The organism is Streptomyces sp. NPDC048211 (genome assembly GCF_043202315.1).
GTDB lineage: Bacteria > Actinomycetota > Actinomycetes > Streptomycetales > Streptomycetaceae > Streptomyces.
The window spans coordinates 1,076,724-1,090,821 of record NZ_JBIDAD010000001.1; the positions used below are offsets into that span (position 1 = coordinate 1,076,724).

Below are 14,098 nucleotides of genomic sequence, written 5' to 3' on the forward strand. Positions count from 1 at the left end.
AGGCGCAGCCGCGATACCCGCACCACCCCTGGAGGAACACCGTGAGACTGTCCGGGAGAATCACCGCAGCCGCCGGCGCCGCACTCGCCGTACTCGGAACGCTGCTGGTCAGCGGTTCGACGGCGGTCAGCGCCGCACCGGCGCCGAAGCCGGGGGTGCAGGACGCCTTCGACTCCCTCGGGCCGGAGGTGAAGGCGGCGGAGCTCTCCACCGGCAGGACCGCGCACTACATCGACGAGGGCCGCCGGGGCGGCACCCCGGTCCTCTTCATCGGCGGCACCGGCACCAGCGCCCGGGCGGCGCACATGACGGACTTCTTCCGCACCACCCGCGAGAACCTCGGCCTGCGCCTGATCTCCGTGGAACGCAACGGCTTCGGGGACACGGACTACGACGAGTCCCTGGGCAAGGCCGACTTCGCGAAGGACGCCCTGGAGGTCCTGGACCGGATCGGCGTCGACAAGGTCTCCGTCATCGCGATCTCCGGCGGCGGGCCCTACGCCGCCGAGCTCGCCGCCCGCGCCCCCGGCCGCGTCCGGGCCCTCCATCTCGCCGCCGCGCTCCCGCCGTACGGCACGAAGCCCGCGTACTGCGGTCTGAGCGACGACGCGCTGGCCGACGCGGTCAAGGACTCGATCGCCGATCCGCGCTCCTGGTGGGCCTTCCCCGACGACAGCGCCGTCAAGTCGATCCCGGGCTTCGCGGACACCGCCTACGAGGAGGGCGCACGCACGTACAACCAGCGCGGCCAGAAGGCCGATCCGGCCCCGCAGGTGCACGAGCAGCGGCTCTACTGCGAGCGCCCCGGGCCCGACCTGTCGAAACTGAAGGCCCCCGTGTACCTCTACGGCGGCGAGAAGGACACCACGGTCCCGCCGGCCACCCTCGCCACCTGGCGCGGGGCGCTGCCGGTCACCCCGGTGGTGCGCACGTACGCGGACTCCGGCCACGACGTCCAGTACCGCCACTGGGACCAGATCCTGGTGGACCTGGCCGGGCACGGGGACCGCACGGTCGTCTGCCACGGCCACGGGACGAAGCTGATGGCGCCGAAGCAGGCAGACCGGCTGGTCGCCTCCGGCGCGGCCACGCTGGGCAGTTGCGCCTGGCAGCGGTAACCCGCGGCCCCGGCCGCTACCCCGTCGCGCCCAGCCCCGCCAGCAGCAGCAGCGTGAACCGCCGGGCCCAGTCGGCGTCGACGGGCTCGGCGCTGACCAGGGCCCGGTGCACCACCGCGCCGGCGATCACATCGAAGATCAGGTCGGCGGTCAGCGCCGCCGTGGCCTCGTCCTGCTCGACGGGCAGTTCCCCGCGCTCCTGCGCCCGCCGCCGGCCCTGGAGGACGAGGTGCTTCTGGCGGTCCACGATCGAGTCGCGGATCCGGGTCCGCAGGGCCTCGTCGCGGGTCGACTCCGCGACCACCGCCATCAGCGCGGTCTGGGTCTCCGGCCGCTCCAGCAGCGCGGCGAACTGCAGCACCACCGCCTGCACATCGGCGGACAGGCTGCCCAGGTCCGGCAGTTCCAGCTCGTCGAAGAGCACCGCCACGGCGTCCACGACCAGTTCGTTCTTGCCCGCCCAGCGCCGGTAGAGCGTCGTCTTGGCGACTCCCGCTCGCGTCGCCACGTCACCCATCGTCAGTTTCGACCAGCCGAGGTCGACCAGCGAGGCTCTGGTGGCCTCGAGGATCGCCTCGTCGGCCGCGGCACTGCGCGGGCGTCCCGTTCGTGAGGGTTTGGGGTGGCTGCGGCTCAGCATCCCGTGACCATACCCGTCAGTAGCCAGAACCGGCCGACCCCGTTCGCCGTGAGACAGATCACCGAACACTCTTGTGCATCGTGGGCGGGGGACAGTTACGCTACGGGTCGTAGCGTAAGAACGACGGCTCAGCCGTTGTGGCGCCACGAACGAGCTACAGCCACAGGCGCCGGGTGGGGACCGGGTGCCGAACCGGGTCTTTCAGGGGCCCTCGGACCGTGTCTGTCCGTGCACCTCGCACACCGGCGGGGGCAGCGGACGGACGCGGTTCCCGTAACGCTTTCCGGAACAGTGCGCCGAGGGGGGAGGATGTACGTATGCAGCCTAGGAACATGTCCATGAGCGGCGTCGTCGACCTCGCCGCGGTGAAGGCGGCCGGTGAGGCCAAGGTGAAGGCGGAGCAGGCCCGTGCCGAGTCCGCCCGGCAGGGCGGCCCCGCGGCCGTACCCGCTTCCTCCCTCGTCATCGACGTCGACGAGGCGGGCTTCGAGAACGACGTCCTCCAGCGCTCCGCCGAAGTCCCCGTCGTCATCGACTTCTGGGCCGAGTGGTGCGAGCCGTGCAAGCAGCTGGGCCCGCTCCTGGAGCGCCTGGCCCACGAGTACAACGGCCGCTTCCTGCTGGCCAAGGTCGATGTCGACGCCAACCAGATGCTGATGCAGCAGTTCGGGATCCAGGGCATCCCGGCCGTCTTCGCGGTCGTCGCCGGACAGGCGCTGCCCCTCTTCCAGGGTGCGGCCCCCGAATCACAGATCCGGCAGACCCTGGATCAGCTGATCCAGGTCGGCGAGGAGCGGTTCGGGCTCACCGGCATCGTGGTCGACCAGGACGCGGTGGCGGACCCTGACGCGGCGGCGCAGGCCCCCGAGGCGCCCGCAGGGCCGTACGACGCGCTTCTGGAGGCGGCCGCGCAGGCGTTGGACGCCAACGACTTCGCCGGCTCCGTCCAGGCGTACCGGAACGTCCTCTCCGACGACCCGGCCAACAGTGAGGCCAAACTCGGCCTCGCGCAGGCGGAACTGCTGGGCCGGGTCCAGAAGATGGACCCGCAGCAGGTCCGCAAGAACGCCGCCGAGAATCCGGGGGACGCGGACGCGCAGATCGCTGCGGCCGACCTGGATCTGGTCGGCGGTCACGTCGAGGACGCGTTCGGCCGACTCGTCGAGACGGTCCGCCGCAATTTCGGTGACGACCGGGACCGGGTACGGGTCCGTCTCCTGGAGCTCTTCGAGGTGATCGGCCCCGACGATCCTCGCGTCGGTGCCGCCCGCACCGCACTCGCGCGCGTCTTGTTCTGATCTGACAACGCGGCCGTGGCCCCCGGTGGGGGTCGCGGCCGTTTTCGCGTTCCGGCGATAAGAGAGCCCTCTGCTTCCCCTCTGCTTTACCAAATCTTGATAAAAGCACGCCCTGTTACTCGCAGTAAATCGATCATTGCGATCTGTCCGATTTCATTCGCCAATGATGGCTTTCGTCTGCCGGGCTGGGGCAACCCTGTGTGGCCGTACGGTACCGCCCGGTCGTGGCTCGGTTATCGGGCCGTTACTAGCGAGTAACGAACCCCCTTGTGTCACGGCCGCGAATGGACCACGATCGGCCACGCTCGGTCCAATAACGCCAGTCCGGCTGCCAGCCGGTGCGGCGGCTCTGTTGGGTCCCCACCGAGTGGATCGGCGGCAGTGGCGCCGATTCCGGACAGGGGGGTTCCTGCTGACCCGCAGGGCCTGTCCGAAACAGGTTGCGCGAACGCGTGGCCAGTGGTTGTCGCTCGGGGGTGATCGCCGGTGATTCGGGCGCGGTTCATGCCTCCGTTTGCAGGCGCTCTCCTTTCCGAGGACGTAGCACTTCTCCCATCCCAGGTCGGGCAGGATGCCAGGCCGGAGATGTACGTCCGAGAAGGAGGAAAAGTATGAGTTCCCAGGTTCGCGGTGGCACGAGATGGAAGCGTTTCGCTGTCGTCATGGTGCCGAGCGTGATAGCCACCGCAGCGGTGGGTGTCGGTCTGGCACAGGGCGCGCTCGCCGCGTCGTTCAGCGTGTCCGGCCAGGAGTTCAAGGTCAGCGCGGATGAGCTGGTCGGCCACGACTTCGTGCAGTACGGCAGTGTGGCGACGGGCAAGGACCTCAAGGGCAAGGACCAGGCGGCTCCGGTCGCCGTGTCGGGGTTCCACGACGCCACCATCACCAACATGTGCCAGTCGGTCGTCACGCCCGACCTGCCGTTCGGTCTCGGCAACGTCACGCTGCAGCTGAAGGCGGGCACCGGCAAGGAGAAGGTCTACGCCGAGGGTCTGTACCTCGATGTCTCGTCGCTCGGCGCGGACGCCGAGTTCACGAACATCGACATCGGCGTCGCTGCCGGTGACCTCACGAAGTTCCCCGGTGGCAAGACCAAGACCACGGGCATTCAGCCCAACACTGCGGCCAACCCCTACGGGTTCTCGCAGCGGGCCGAGGTCGCCAAGCTGTCGAACGTCAAGCAGCAGGCGTGGGCCACCACGGCAGGAACGTTCAAGCTGCCGGGTCTGAAGCTGTCGCTGTCCAAGGGCGTCAACGAGTGCTACTAGGCACTCACCCGGGCGGCCGGGGGCGCTTCGCGTGCCCCCGGCCGTCCACCCTTCTCTTTCTCACAGCAGTACCGGTTCCAGGGAGCTGTTTTCCATGAGCCCCGAATCCACAGGGCAGAACGAGCACTACCTCACCACCTTCCGGCGGGGATTCCGCACCTGGCGGGGTAACCGGCCGTTCTGGGCGGGTCTGTTCACCATGCTGGGCGGCATACCCATCGCGTACTTCCCCTACGCGAACATGCACCTCGGCAACATGACGCTGGCCATGTCCACCACCGCGGGCGCCGGATCGCTCATCATCGGGGTCCTGCTGATCACGCTGGGTCTGACGATGTGGTTCCACCACATCGTCCGGGTGTTCGCCGGTGTCGCGTCGATCCTGCTGGCGCTGATCTCCATACCCGTCGCCAACATCGGCGGCTTCTTGATCGGCTTCCTGTTCGCCCTGATCGGTGGCGCGCTCTCCGTGTCCTGGGTTCCGGGCGAGCCGAAGACGGACGAGGCCGGACCGGCAGCGGGCGCTCCCGGCGAGCAAGCGCCGGAGGGCCTCTCGTTCGCGAAGGACGAGCAGGCCGCCCCGCCGTACCCCGAGGGCGCGCTCCACGGGATGGGCGTCCCCGAGCAGCAGCCGGCGCATTACGACACGACAGTTGAGGTCGACGGCGGGAGGCATCGTGCGGGGTGACGACAGGCAGGTGAACGCCTCGGGCGAGAGCGGACTCGACGAGCGAAGAGGGCCGCGCCACGCGGCCCCCAGGAAGTCCCTGCTGACGAAGCTGCACATGCCCGCCGGCAAGAAGGCGTTCGCGCTCGCCGCGATGCCCACGGCGGTCTTCGTCGGGATGGGGCTCACCCCCAAGCTCGCGATGGCCGACGACAACACGGACATCCCCTTCGCGCCCGGCCCCTGTGTGACCCGCTCCGACGAGCCGAGCGAGTCGGCGGAACCGTCGCCCTCGGCGACGAAGACGCCGTCCCCGTCGGCCTCCGAGAGCGGCAAGCCCGCGCCGGGCAAGAGCGACGAGGCGACCCCGAAGCCCACGGCCACCCCGTCGGCGTCGGCGAGTGCCACGGACGAAGCGACGGCCGACACGGCCAGGAAGAGCGCCGACGCCCCGGCAGCGACGACGAGCCCGAGTCCCACCCCCACGAAGTCGACCAACCCGCTCGACCCGCTGGGTCTGGGCGACAAGATCAAGGACCTCTTCGACGGACCGGACGAGGAGACGGCGAGCCCCTCGGCCACCGCGACGCCGGAGCCCTCGAAGTCCGCCGCGGAGACCACGGACACGGCTGCCGACAAGGCCGCGGACAAGCCCGTCGAGAAGGCCGTCGAGACGGCCGCGGACGCGGCGAAGGACACGGCCGACAAGACCGCCGACGCCATCCGTGAGGCGGCGGACAAGGCCGGCACGTCGGTCGAGGAGCTCGACGAGGACGTCAAGGGACTCGACCCGAAGGCGGACGAGGACATCCCGGACGGCGCCAAGCCCTCCTTCCCGTGCCCGACCGCCGACCCGGAGGCCCTGGCCGCGGCCGATCGGGAGCAGGGCATCCCCCGCGTCCCGAACGACCCGTGGATCCTGGAGAGTTCGCTGCTCACCCTGAGCGGGCTCGACTACAAGGGCATCGTCGAGGTGGAGAAGGGCGACGGCACCACGAAGAAGGCGCTGAAGTTCACCGCCTCCTCCGTCGACATCAAGGACCTCCACCAGCTGACGGTCGGCCCGATGGACGGCGTGACCGGTCACGTGAAGGCGCGGAAGGGCTCCACGTCCACCATCCGCAACGGCACGGTGACGATGTACACGGAGGAGCTGAAGGGCAACCTCTTCGGGCTCATCCCGATCACCTTCAGCCCGGAGACCCCGCCGCCGATCAACGTGCCGTTCGCCTTCTTCACCAACGTGAAGGTGACGCAGGCGGGCCAGTTCGGCGGGACGCTGACGGTGCCCGGTCTGCAGAACTACTTCACCGAAGGCACCGGCTGACGGTTACGGACCCGTTCGGGAGCCGCACAAAGGCCGTGGGCCGTACCCCCTCCTCGGGGGTACGGCCCACGGTCATGTCCGAGGCCGACGCGGTCAGTCGCGCTCGCGCTCCTGGCCGCCCACGTGGTGCACGCGCACCATGTTGGTCGTGCCGGGGATGCCGGGGGGAGAGCCGGCCGTGATGACCATCGTGTCGCCGGCGTTGTAGCGGTTGAGCTTCAGCAGCTCCGCGTCGACCAGCTCCACCATCGCGTCCGTGTTGTCCACGTGCGGGACCACGTGGGCCTCGACGCCCCAGCTGAGGGCCAGCTGGTTGCGGGTCGACTCGTCCGTGGTGAAGGCCAGGATGGGCTGGGCCGCGCGGTAGCGGGAGAGACGGCGGGCGGTGTCGCCGGACTGGGTGAAGGCGACCAGCGCCGCGCCGTTCAGGAAGTCCGCGATCTCGCAGGCCGCGCGGGCCACCGAACCGCCCTGGGTGCGGGGCTTCTTGCCCGGCACCAGCGGCTGGAGGCCCTTGGAGAGGAGCTCCTCCTCGGCGGCGACGACGATCTTCGACATCGTCTTGACCGTCTCGATCGGGTACGCGCCCACGGAGGACTCCGCGGAGAGCATGACCGCGTCCGCGCCGTCCAGGATCGCGTTGGCGACGTCGGACGCCTCGGCGCGGGTCGGGCGGGAGTTGGTGATCATCGACTCCATCATCTGGGTCGCGACGATCACCGGCTTGGCGTTGCGCCGGCAGAGCTCCACCAGGCGCTTCTGCACCATCGGGACCTTCTCCAGCGGGTACTCGACGGCGAGGTCGCCACGGGCGACCATCACGCCGTCGAAGGCCGCGACGATACCGTCCATGTTGTCGACGGCCTGCGGCTTCTCGACCTTGGCGATGACGGGGACCCGGCGGCCCTCCTCGTCCATGACCTTGTGGACGTCCTTGACGTCGCTCGCGTCCCGCACGAAGGAGAGCGCGACCAGGTCGCAGCCCATCCGCAGGGCGAAGCGGAGGTCCTCGATGTCCTTCTCGGACAGGGCCGGGACGTTGACCGCCGCACCCGGCAGGTTGATCCCCTTGTGGTCGGAGATCACCCCGCCCTCGATGACGATGGTGTGGACGCGGGGGCCGTCCACGGAGACGACCTTCAGCTCGACGTTGCCGTCGTTGATCAGGATCGGGTCGCCCTTGGCGACGTCGCCGGGCAGACCCTTGTAGGTCGTGCCGCAGATCGACTTGTCACCGGGGACGTCTTCGGCGGTGATGACGAACTCGTCCCCGCGGACCAGTTCGACGGGACCCTCGGCGAACTTCGCGAGGCGGATCTTCGGGCCCTGGAGGTCGGCGAGCACGCCGACCGCCCGGCCGGTCTCGGCGGCGGCCTTGCGGACCCGGTCGTAACGACCCTGGTGCTCCGCGTGGGAACCGTGACTGAAGTTGAATCGGGCCACGCTCATGCCGGCCTCGATCAGAGCGACGAGCTGCTCATGGGAGTCGACGGCGGGACCGAGGGTGCAGACGATTTTGGAACGGCGCATGAGGCGGATCCTATCGGTTTGTTTCGCTGCGGAATATTCCGTCTGGTGGAAGATACAAAGGGGCGCGGGGGTGCTCAGTTGTCGACCAGTGCGAAGGTCTGGCCGGCGATCTCCAGCTCCTCGTCCGTCGGCACCACGGCGACCGCGACCCGTGCGTAATTCGGCGAGATCAGCCGCGGTTCGCCGGACCGTACGGCGTTGAGATCCGCGTCCACCACGAGGCCGAGCTCCTCCAGACCCGCGATGGCAGCCTCGCGTACGGGAGCCGAGTTCTCGCCGACCCCCGCCGTGAACACCACGGCATCCACCCGCCCGAGCACCGCCGAATAGGCGCCGATGTACTTCTTCAGCCGGTGGACGTAGATGTCGAAGGCGAGCGCGGCCCGCTCGTCGCCCTCGTCGACCCGGCGCCTGATCTCCCGCATGTCGTTGTCGCCGCAGAGGCCGACCAGACCGCTCTTCTTGTTGAGAAGTTCATCGATCTCGTCGGCCGACATGCCCGCCACCCGCTTGAGGTGGAAGGTGACCGCCGGATCGATGTCTCCCGAGCGCGTACCCATGACCAGCCCCTCCAAGGGGGTCAGTCCCATCGAGGTCTCCACGCACCGGCCGCCCGCCACCGCCGAGGCCGAGGCGCCGTTGCCCAGGTGCAGCACGATGACGTTGACGTCCTCGGGGGCGCTGCCCAGCAGCTCGGCCGCCTTGCGGGAGACGTACGCGTGCGAGGTGCCGTGGAATCCGTAGCGGCGGATCCGGTGGGCGTCCGCCGTCTCCACGTCGATCGCGTACCGCGCCGCGTACTCCGGCATCGTCGTGTGGAACGCGGTGTCGAAGACCGCCACCTGCGGCAGGTCGGGGCGCAGCGCCTGCGCGGTGCGGATGCCGGTGATGTTCGCCGGGTTGTGCAGCGGCGCCACCGGCACCAGGCGCTCGATCTCCTTCAGCACCTCGTCGGTGACCACGGTCGGCTCGGTGAACCGCAGCCCGCCGTGCACCACCCGGTGGCCGATCGCGGCCAGTTCGGGGGAGTCCAGCCCGAGCCCGTCGGCTGCCAGCTCCCCGGCGGCCGCCTTGAGCGCCGCGTCGTGGTCGGGGATCCGGCCGGTGCGCTCCCGGGGCTCGCCGCCGCCGGTCAGCGGGGTGTGGACGAGCCGGGAGGTCTCCTCGCCGATCCGCTCGACCAGCCCGGACGCGAGCCGGGAGTGGTCGCGCATGTCGAGCAGCTGGTACTTCACCGAGGAGGAACCGGAGTTGAGGACGAGCACCCGGCTCGCCTTCGCCCCGGGGGCCGCCGCGGTCTCTTCGGTGCCGGTCATGCGGGTCGCTCCTCGCCCTGTGCCTGAATCGCCGTAATGGCCACGGTATTGACGATGTCCTGGACGAGCGCGCCCCGGGACAGGTCGTTGACGGGCTTGCGCAGCCCCTGGAGGACCGGGCCGACGGCCACGGCGCCCGCCGAGCGCTGCACGGCCTTGTAGGTGTTGTTGCCGGTGTTCAGGTCCGGGAAGATCAGGACCGTCGCCTGGCCCGCGACCTCGGAACCCGGCAGCTTCGTCGCGGCGACGCTCGGCTCCACCGCGGCGTCGTACTGGATCGGGCCCTCGATCCTGACGTCCGGGCGGCTCGCGCGCACCAGGTCCGTCGCCTCGCGGACCTTGTCGACGTCGGCGCCCGACCCCGAGGTCCCGGTCGAGTACGAGAGCATCGCGATCCGCGGCTCCACGCCGAAGCGGGCGGCGGTGACCGCGGACTGCACGGCGATGTCCGCGAGCTGCTCCGCGTCCGGGTCCGGGTTGACCGCGCAGTCGCCGTACACCAGGACCTTGTCGGCCAGGCACATGAAGAAGACCGACGAGACGATCGAGGCATCCGGCTTCGTCTTGATGATCTCGAAGGCCGGCCGGATCGTCGCCGCGGTGGAGTGCACGGCCCCGGAGACCATGCCGTCGGCCAGCCCCTCCTGGACCATCAGGGTGCCGAAGTAGTTGACGTCCGAGACGACGTCGTACGCGAGCTCGACCGTCACCCCGCGGTGCGCGCGCAGCTGCGCGTACCGCTCGGCGAAGGTCTGGCGCAGTTCGGAGGTCTGCGGGTCGATGAGCTGGGTACCGGCCAGGTCGATGCCGAGGTCCGCGGCCTTCTTGCGGATGACGTCGGGGTCGCCGAGCAGCGTGAGGTCGCAGACGTCGCGCCGCAGCAGCACGTCGGCGGCGCGCAGCACCCGCTCCTCCGTGCCCTCCGGCAGCACCACCCGGCGCCGGTCCGCGCGGGCCTGTTCCAGCAGCTCGTGCTCGAACATCATCGGGGTGACCCGGCCGCTGCGGGCGACCGAGATCCGGTCGAGGAGGGCTCCCGTGTCGACATGCCGCTCGAAGAGGCCCAGGGCCGTCTCGGCCTTGCGCGGCGTCGCGGCGTTCAGCTTGCCCTCCAGGGCGAAGAGCTCCCCGGCGGTGGGGAAGGAACCGCCGGCCACCGAGACGACCGGGGTGCCGGGTGCGAGCCGCGCGGCCAGCTTGAGTATCTCCTCGCCCGGCCGCTCGTTCAGCGTCAGCAGCACGCCCGCGATGGGCGGCGTCCCGGCGCTGTGCGCGGCGAGCGAGCCGACGACCAGGTCGGACCGGTCCCCGGGCGTCACCACCATGCATCCCGGCGTCAGCGCCTTCAGCAGATTCGGCAGCATCGCGCCGCCGAACACGAAGTCCAGCGCGTCCCGCGCCAGCCCCGCGTCGTCACCGAGCAGCACCGTGCCGTCCAGTGCCGCGGTGATCTGCGCGACGGTCGGCGCCGAGAGCGCCGGATCGTCGGGCAGTACCGAACAGGGCACCGGCAGCGTGGCCGAGAGCCGCTCCGCGATCACGTCGCGGTCCGCGGAGGCCACCCGGTTCACGATCATCGCGAGCACGTCGCAGCCCAGGCCGGCGTACGCGCGGTACGCGTTGCGCGTCTCGGCCTTCACCGACTCCGCGTCCTGCTCCTGGCCGCCGACGACCCCGATCACCGAGGCACCGAACTCGTTGGCGAGGCGGGCGTTCAGGGCCAGCTCGTCAGGGAGCTGCGTGGCGGCGAAGTCGGTGCCGAGGACGAGGACCACCTCGTAGTCCGCGGCCACCCGGTGGAAGCGGTCGACGAGCCGGGAGACCAGTTCGTCGGTACCCTGCTCCGCCTGGATCGCGGAGGCCTGGTGGTAGTCGAGTCCGTAGACGGTCCCCGGGTCCTGCGAGAGCCGGTAGCGGGCCCTCAGCAGTTCGAAGAGCCGGTCCGGGTCGTCGTGGACCAGGGGCCGGAAGACCCCTACCCGGTCCACCTGACGCGTCAGGAGCTCCATGACTCCCAGATCGACGACCTGGCGGCCGTCTCCCCGGTCGATCCCGGTCACGTACACGCTGCGCGTCACGCGTGCTCTCCCGTCATCTCTTGTCCGTTGTGTTGCCCGGTTCGAGTGGTATCGCCTGTTTGACGATACCTGCGGGGGCCGAGCGGCCGCCCGCCGGGCGAATGCCCCTGCTCACGCCCGCCGGCCGCCCATGGAGCAGCCGAAAGCGCGAGGTACAGACCAGACGTGGGACACTCGTCGTGACTCACGGTACGGGGGATCCAGCCGGGACCCCCGGCCTGCACGGCACAGGGCAGGCTCTAGCGAGCAGGAGATACAGCACGATGCGCATCGGAGTTCTCACCGCAGGCGGCGACTGCCCAGGCCTGAACGCAGTGATCCGCTCGGTCGTGCACCGTGCCGTGGTGGGTCACGGCGATGAAGTCATCGGGTTCGAGGACGGGTTCAAGGGCCTCCTCGACGGCCACTTCCGCCCCCTCGACCTCAACGCGGTCAGCGGCATTCTCGCCCGCGGCGGCACCATCCTCGGCTCCGCCCGGCTGGAGCGCGACCGGCTGCGCGAAGCGGCGGAGAACTGCGCCGAGCTGAGCCGCCGTTACGGCATGGACGCACTGATCCCGATCGGCGGCGAGGGCACCCTCACGGCCGCCCGGATGCTGTCGGACGCGGGTATGCCCGTCGTCGGCGTCCCCAAGACCATCGACAACGACATCTCGGCCACCGACCGCACCTTCGGCTTCGACACCGCCGTGGGCGTCGCCACCGAGGCCATAGACCGGCTGAAGACCACCGCCGAGTCCCACCAGCGCGTCATGGTCGTCGAGGTGATGGGACGCCACGCGGGCTGGATCGCGCTGGAGTCCGGCATGGCCGGCGGCGCGCACGGCATCTGCCTGCCCGAGCGGCAGTTCCAGGTCGAGGACCTGGTCAAGATGGTCGAGGAGCGCTTCGCGCGCGGCAAGAAGTTCGCGGTCATCTGCGTCGCCGAGGGCGCGCACCCGGCCGAGGGCTCCATGCCGTACGCCAAGGGCGAGATCGACCAGTTCGGCCACGAGCGCTTCCAGGGCATCGGCAACCGCCTGGCCGTCGAGCTGGAGACCCGGCTCGGCAAGGAGGCCCGGCCGGTCATCCTCGGCCACGTCCAGCGCGGCGGCACGCCCACCGCGTACGACCGGGTGCTCGCCACCCGCTTCGGCTGGCACGCGGTCGAGGCGGCGCACCGGGGCGACTTCGGGCGGATGACGGCGCTGCGCGGCAACGACATCGAGATGGTCCCGCTGGCCGACGCGGTCACACAGCTCAAGACCGTCCCCGTGGCCCGGATGCACGAGGCCGAGTCGGTCTTCTGAGCCGCCACCGGCGCGCGGGGCTCCCGGTGGGCCCCGGCTGTCCCGCGTGGACGGCCGGGGGCCGCCGCCCGTAGCCCCGTCGACAGTGCGGGCTACGCCTCCGCCGCCTGCCAGAAACGCTCCACGATGCCCGCGAGGAAAGCCCGCCCGGCATCCCCGGTCGCACCGGCCGGCTCCGTGCCCGTGCTGCTCCAGCTGAGCGTGGACGCCATCAGCGCCTGGTAGTCCGCGTGCAGCCGCTCCAGCATCTTCTGGACCGGCGACCGGTCGACCGGCGCGAGCTTCGACACCGGCTTGACGTACGCCTGCCAGCGGGTCGTCACCGCGCTGCGCAGCAGCTCCGCCAGTTCCTCGTCCCGCCCGGCGGCCGTCACGAAACCGGCGGTGTCGAGTCCCAGCGCCTCGATGAGCGCCGCGGACTGGCGCTCGTTGCCGCGCCACCGGCCCGACTCCTCCATCCGCAGATACGCGGACACGGACATGCTCAGCTGCCCCGCCAGCTCGTCCACGGTCAGCTCCCGGGCGATCCGGTGTTCGCGCAGCGTCCGGGCGGCGGTGAGGAGTTCGCCCGGGGCGCACCACAACACACCGGCCAGGGCAGTGAGTTCGTACTCGGTCGGCCGGGCGAGGCCGCGTTCCCAGTCGGCGACCGTCTCGGCGCCGATCCGGAGTCCGTACTGGGCACCGAGGCCGTAGGCGACATGGCCGGGAGTCATCCCCAGGGCCTCGCGCAGTCTGCGCGCGGCGGGGGCGTCGAAAGGCGGGGTGGGCTGCACGGCCCCACCGTAGGAGGCCGGAGGGCATATGACTACGGTGTGTTCACCCGAGACCACGTCTCGTAGGAACGTCCAGGCCGGGCGGCCCCTCCCGGAGCGCCCCGGACCCCGCTCAGCGGCCCTCCGCCAGCCATCGGTAGTGCAGCTCCGGACGCCCGATCTGTCCGTACTGCGGACTGCGTACCGCCCGGCCGGCCGTCACCAGATGCTCCAGATAGCGGCGCGCGGTGATGCGGGAGATGCCGAGCTCCAGTCCGGCCGCCGCGGCCGTCACGCCGTCCGGCGCCGCGCGCAGCGCACGGGTCACCGCCTCCAGGGTCGGGCTGCTGAGGCCCTTGGGCAGGCGGGCGGGCTGCGGGGTGCGCAGGGTGGCCAGGGCGCGGTCCACCTCGTCCTGGCCGCTCGCCTCGCCTGCCGAGGAGCGGAAGTCGGCGTAGCGGACCAGCCGGTCGCGCAGGGTGGCGAAGGTGAAGGGCTTCAGCACGTACTGGACGACGCCGAGCGAGACCCCCTCGCGCACCACGGCCAGATCGCGGGCCGAGGTCACCGCGATCACGTCGGCGGTGTGCCCGGCCGCGCGCAGCGAGCGCAGGAGCTGCAGCCCGTGCCCGTCGGGCAGATACAGATCGAGGAGCAGGAGGTCGACCGGGACGCGGTCCAGGGTCCGCACCGCCTCGGCCCGGGTGTGCGCGACGGCCGCCACGGAGAATCCCGGGACGCGGTCCACGTACAGCTGATGGGCGTCGGCCGCGACGGGATCGTCCTCGACGACCAGCACCTGGATCACGGGG

At 70.6% G+C, this 14,098-nt stretch carries 12 protein-coding genes; 6 read left to right on the forward strand and 6 right to left on the reverse strand.

Features of this window, described 5'->3' with window-relative positions:
• Positions 1 to 41: 41 nt before the first annotated feature.
• Positions 42 to 1,118, forward strand: a complete 1,077-nt coding sequence (locus ACGFZA_RS04995; RefSeq protein WP_385275941.1) for an alpha/beta fold hydrolase — start codon at positions 42 to 44, stop codon at positions 1,116 to 1,118.
• 16 nt (positions 1,119 to 1,134) lie between these two features.
• On the opposite strand, the gene ACGFZA_RS05000 is transcribed toward ACGFZA_RS04995, so the two are convergent.
• The gene (locus ACGFZA_RS05000) at positions 1,135 to 1,758 is read right to left on the reverse strand and encodes a TetR/AcrR family transcriptional regulator (protein WP_385275938.1); all 624 of its coding nucleotides are present in this window, start codon (positions 1,756 to 1,758) and stop codon (positions 1,135 to 1,137) included.
• Positions 1,759 to 2,090: 332 nt separating this feature from the next.
• Here ACGFZA_RS05000 and ACGFZA_RS05005 point away from each other — a divergent pair, with 332 nt between their 5' ends.
• The 4 genes from ACGFZA_RS05005 (at position 2,091) to ACGFZA_RS05020 (ending at position 6,318) form a co-directional block, all read left to right on the forward strand.
• Positions 2,091 to 3,056, forward strand: coding sequence for a tetratricopeptide repeat protein (locus ACGFZA_RS05005; RefSeq protein ID WP_393677164.1), 966 nt, complete (start codon positions 2,091 to 2,093; stop codon positions 3,054 to 3,056).
• 611 nt (positions 3,057 to 3,667) lie between these two features.
• The gene (locus ACGFZA_RS05010; RefSeq protein WP_385275932.1) at positions 3,668 to 4,324 is read left to right on the forward strand and encodes a DUF6230 family protein; all 657 of its coding nucleotides are present in this window, start codon (positions 3,668 to 3,670) and stop codon (positions 4,322 to 4,324) included.
• Positions 4,325 to 4,418: 94 nt separating this feature from the next.
• The gene (locus tag ACGFZA_RS05015; RefSeq protein ID WP_385275929.1) at positions 4,419 to 5,012 is read left to right on the forward strand and encodes a DUF6114 domain-containing protein; all 594 of its coding nucleotides are present in this window, start codon (positions 4,419 to 4,421) and stop codon (positions 5,010 to 5,012) included.
• Positions 5,002 to 6,318, forward strand: coding sequence for a hypothetical protein (locus ACGFZA_RS05020; RefSeq protein ID WP_393677167.1), 1,317 nt, complete (start codon positions 5,002 to 5,004; stop codon positions 6,316 to 6,318). Before ACGFZA_RS05015 ends, ACGFZA_RS05020 begins: the two co-directional genes overlap by 11 nt.
• 93 nt (positions 6,319 to 6,411) lie before the next feature.
• Here the strand turns inward: ACGFZA_RS05020 and pyk are convergent, their stop codons facing one another.
• The 3 genes from pyk to pta all read right to left on the reverse strand — a co-directional run bounded on the left by pyk (position 6,412) and on the right by pta (position 11,242).
• Positions 6,412 to 7,848 (reverse strand): pyruvate kinase, encoded by a 1,437-nt coding sequence (pyk, locus tag ACGFZA_RS05025; RefSeq protein ID WP_385275922.1) that lies wholly within the window; start codon positions 7,846 to 7,848, stop codon positions 6,412 to 6,414.
• A 74-nt stretch (positions 7,849 to 7,922) separates the two neighbouring features.
• Positions 7,923 to 9,164: an acetate kinase gene (locus tag ACGFZA_RS05030; protein ID WP_385275919.1), complete on the reverse strand. Its 1,242-nt coding sequence runs from the start codon at positions 9,162 to 9,164 to the stop codon at positions 7,923 to 7,925.
• Positions 9,161 to 11,242, reverse strand: coding sequence for a phosphate acetyltransferase (gene pta, locus ACGFZA_RS05035; protein ID WP_385275916.1), 2,082 nt, complete (start codon positions 11,240 to 11,242; stop codon positions 9,161 to 9,163). Before pta ends, ACGFZA_RS05030 begins: the two co-directional genes overlap by 4 nt.
• 263 nt (positions 11,243 to 11,505) lie before the next feature.
• Here pta and ACGFZA_RS05040 point away from each other — a divergent pair, with 263 nt between their 5' ends.
• The gene (locus tag ACGFZA_RS05040; RefSeq protein WP_385275913.1) at positions 11,506 to 12,531 is read left to right on the forward strand and encodes an ATP-dependent 6-phosphofructokinase; all 1,026 of its coding nucleotides are present in this window, start codon (positions 11,506 to 11,508) and stop codon (positions 12,529 to 12,531) included.
• A gap of 92 nt (positions 12,532 to 12,623) precedes the next feature.
• On the opposite strand, the gene ACGFZA_RS05045 is transcribed toward ACGFZA_RS05040, so the two are convergent.
• The gene (locus ACGFZA_RS05045) at positions 12,624 to 13,247 is read right to left on the reverse strand and encodes a helix-turn-helix domain-containing protein (RefSeq protein ID WP_393677643.1); all 624 of its coding nucleotides are present in this window, start codon (positions 13,245 to 13,247) and stop codon (positions 12,624 to 12,626) included.
• A gap of 172 nt (positions 13,248 to 13,419) precedes the next feature.
• Positions 13,420 to 14,094 carry a response regulator gene (locus ACGFZA_RS05050; protein WP_393677645.1) on the reverse strand — a complete coding sequence of 225 codons (675 nt, stop codon included), beginning with the start codon at positions 14,092 to 14,094 and terminating at the stop codon, positions 13,420 to 13,422.
• Positions 14,095 to 14,098 lie beyond the last annotated feature (4 nt).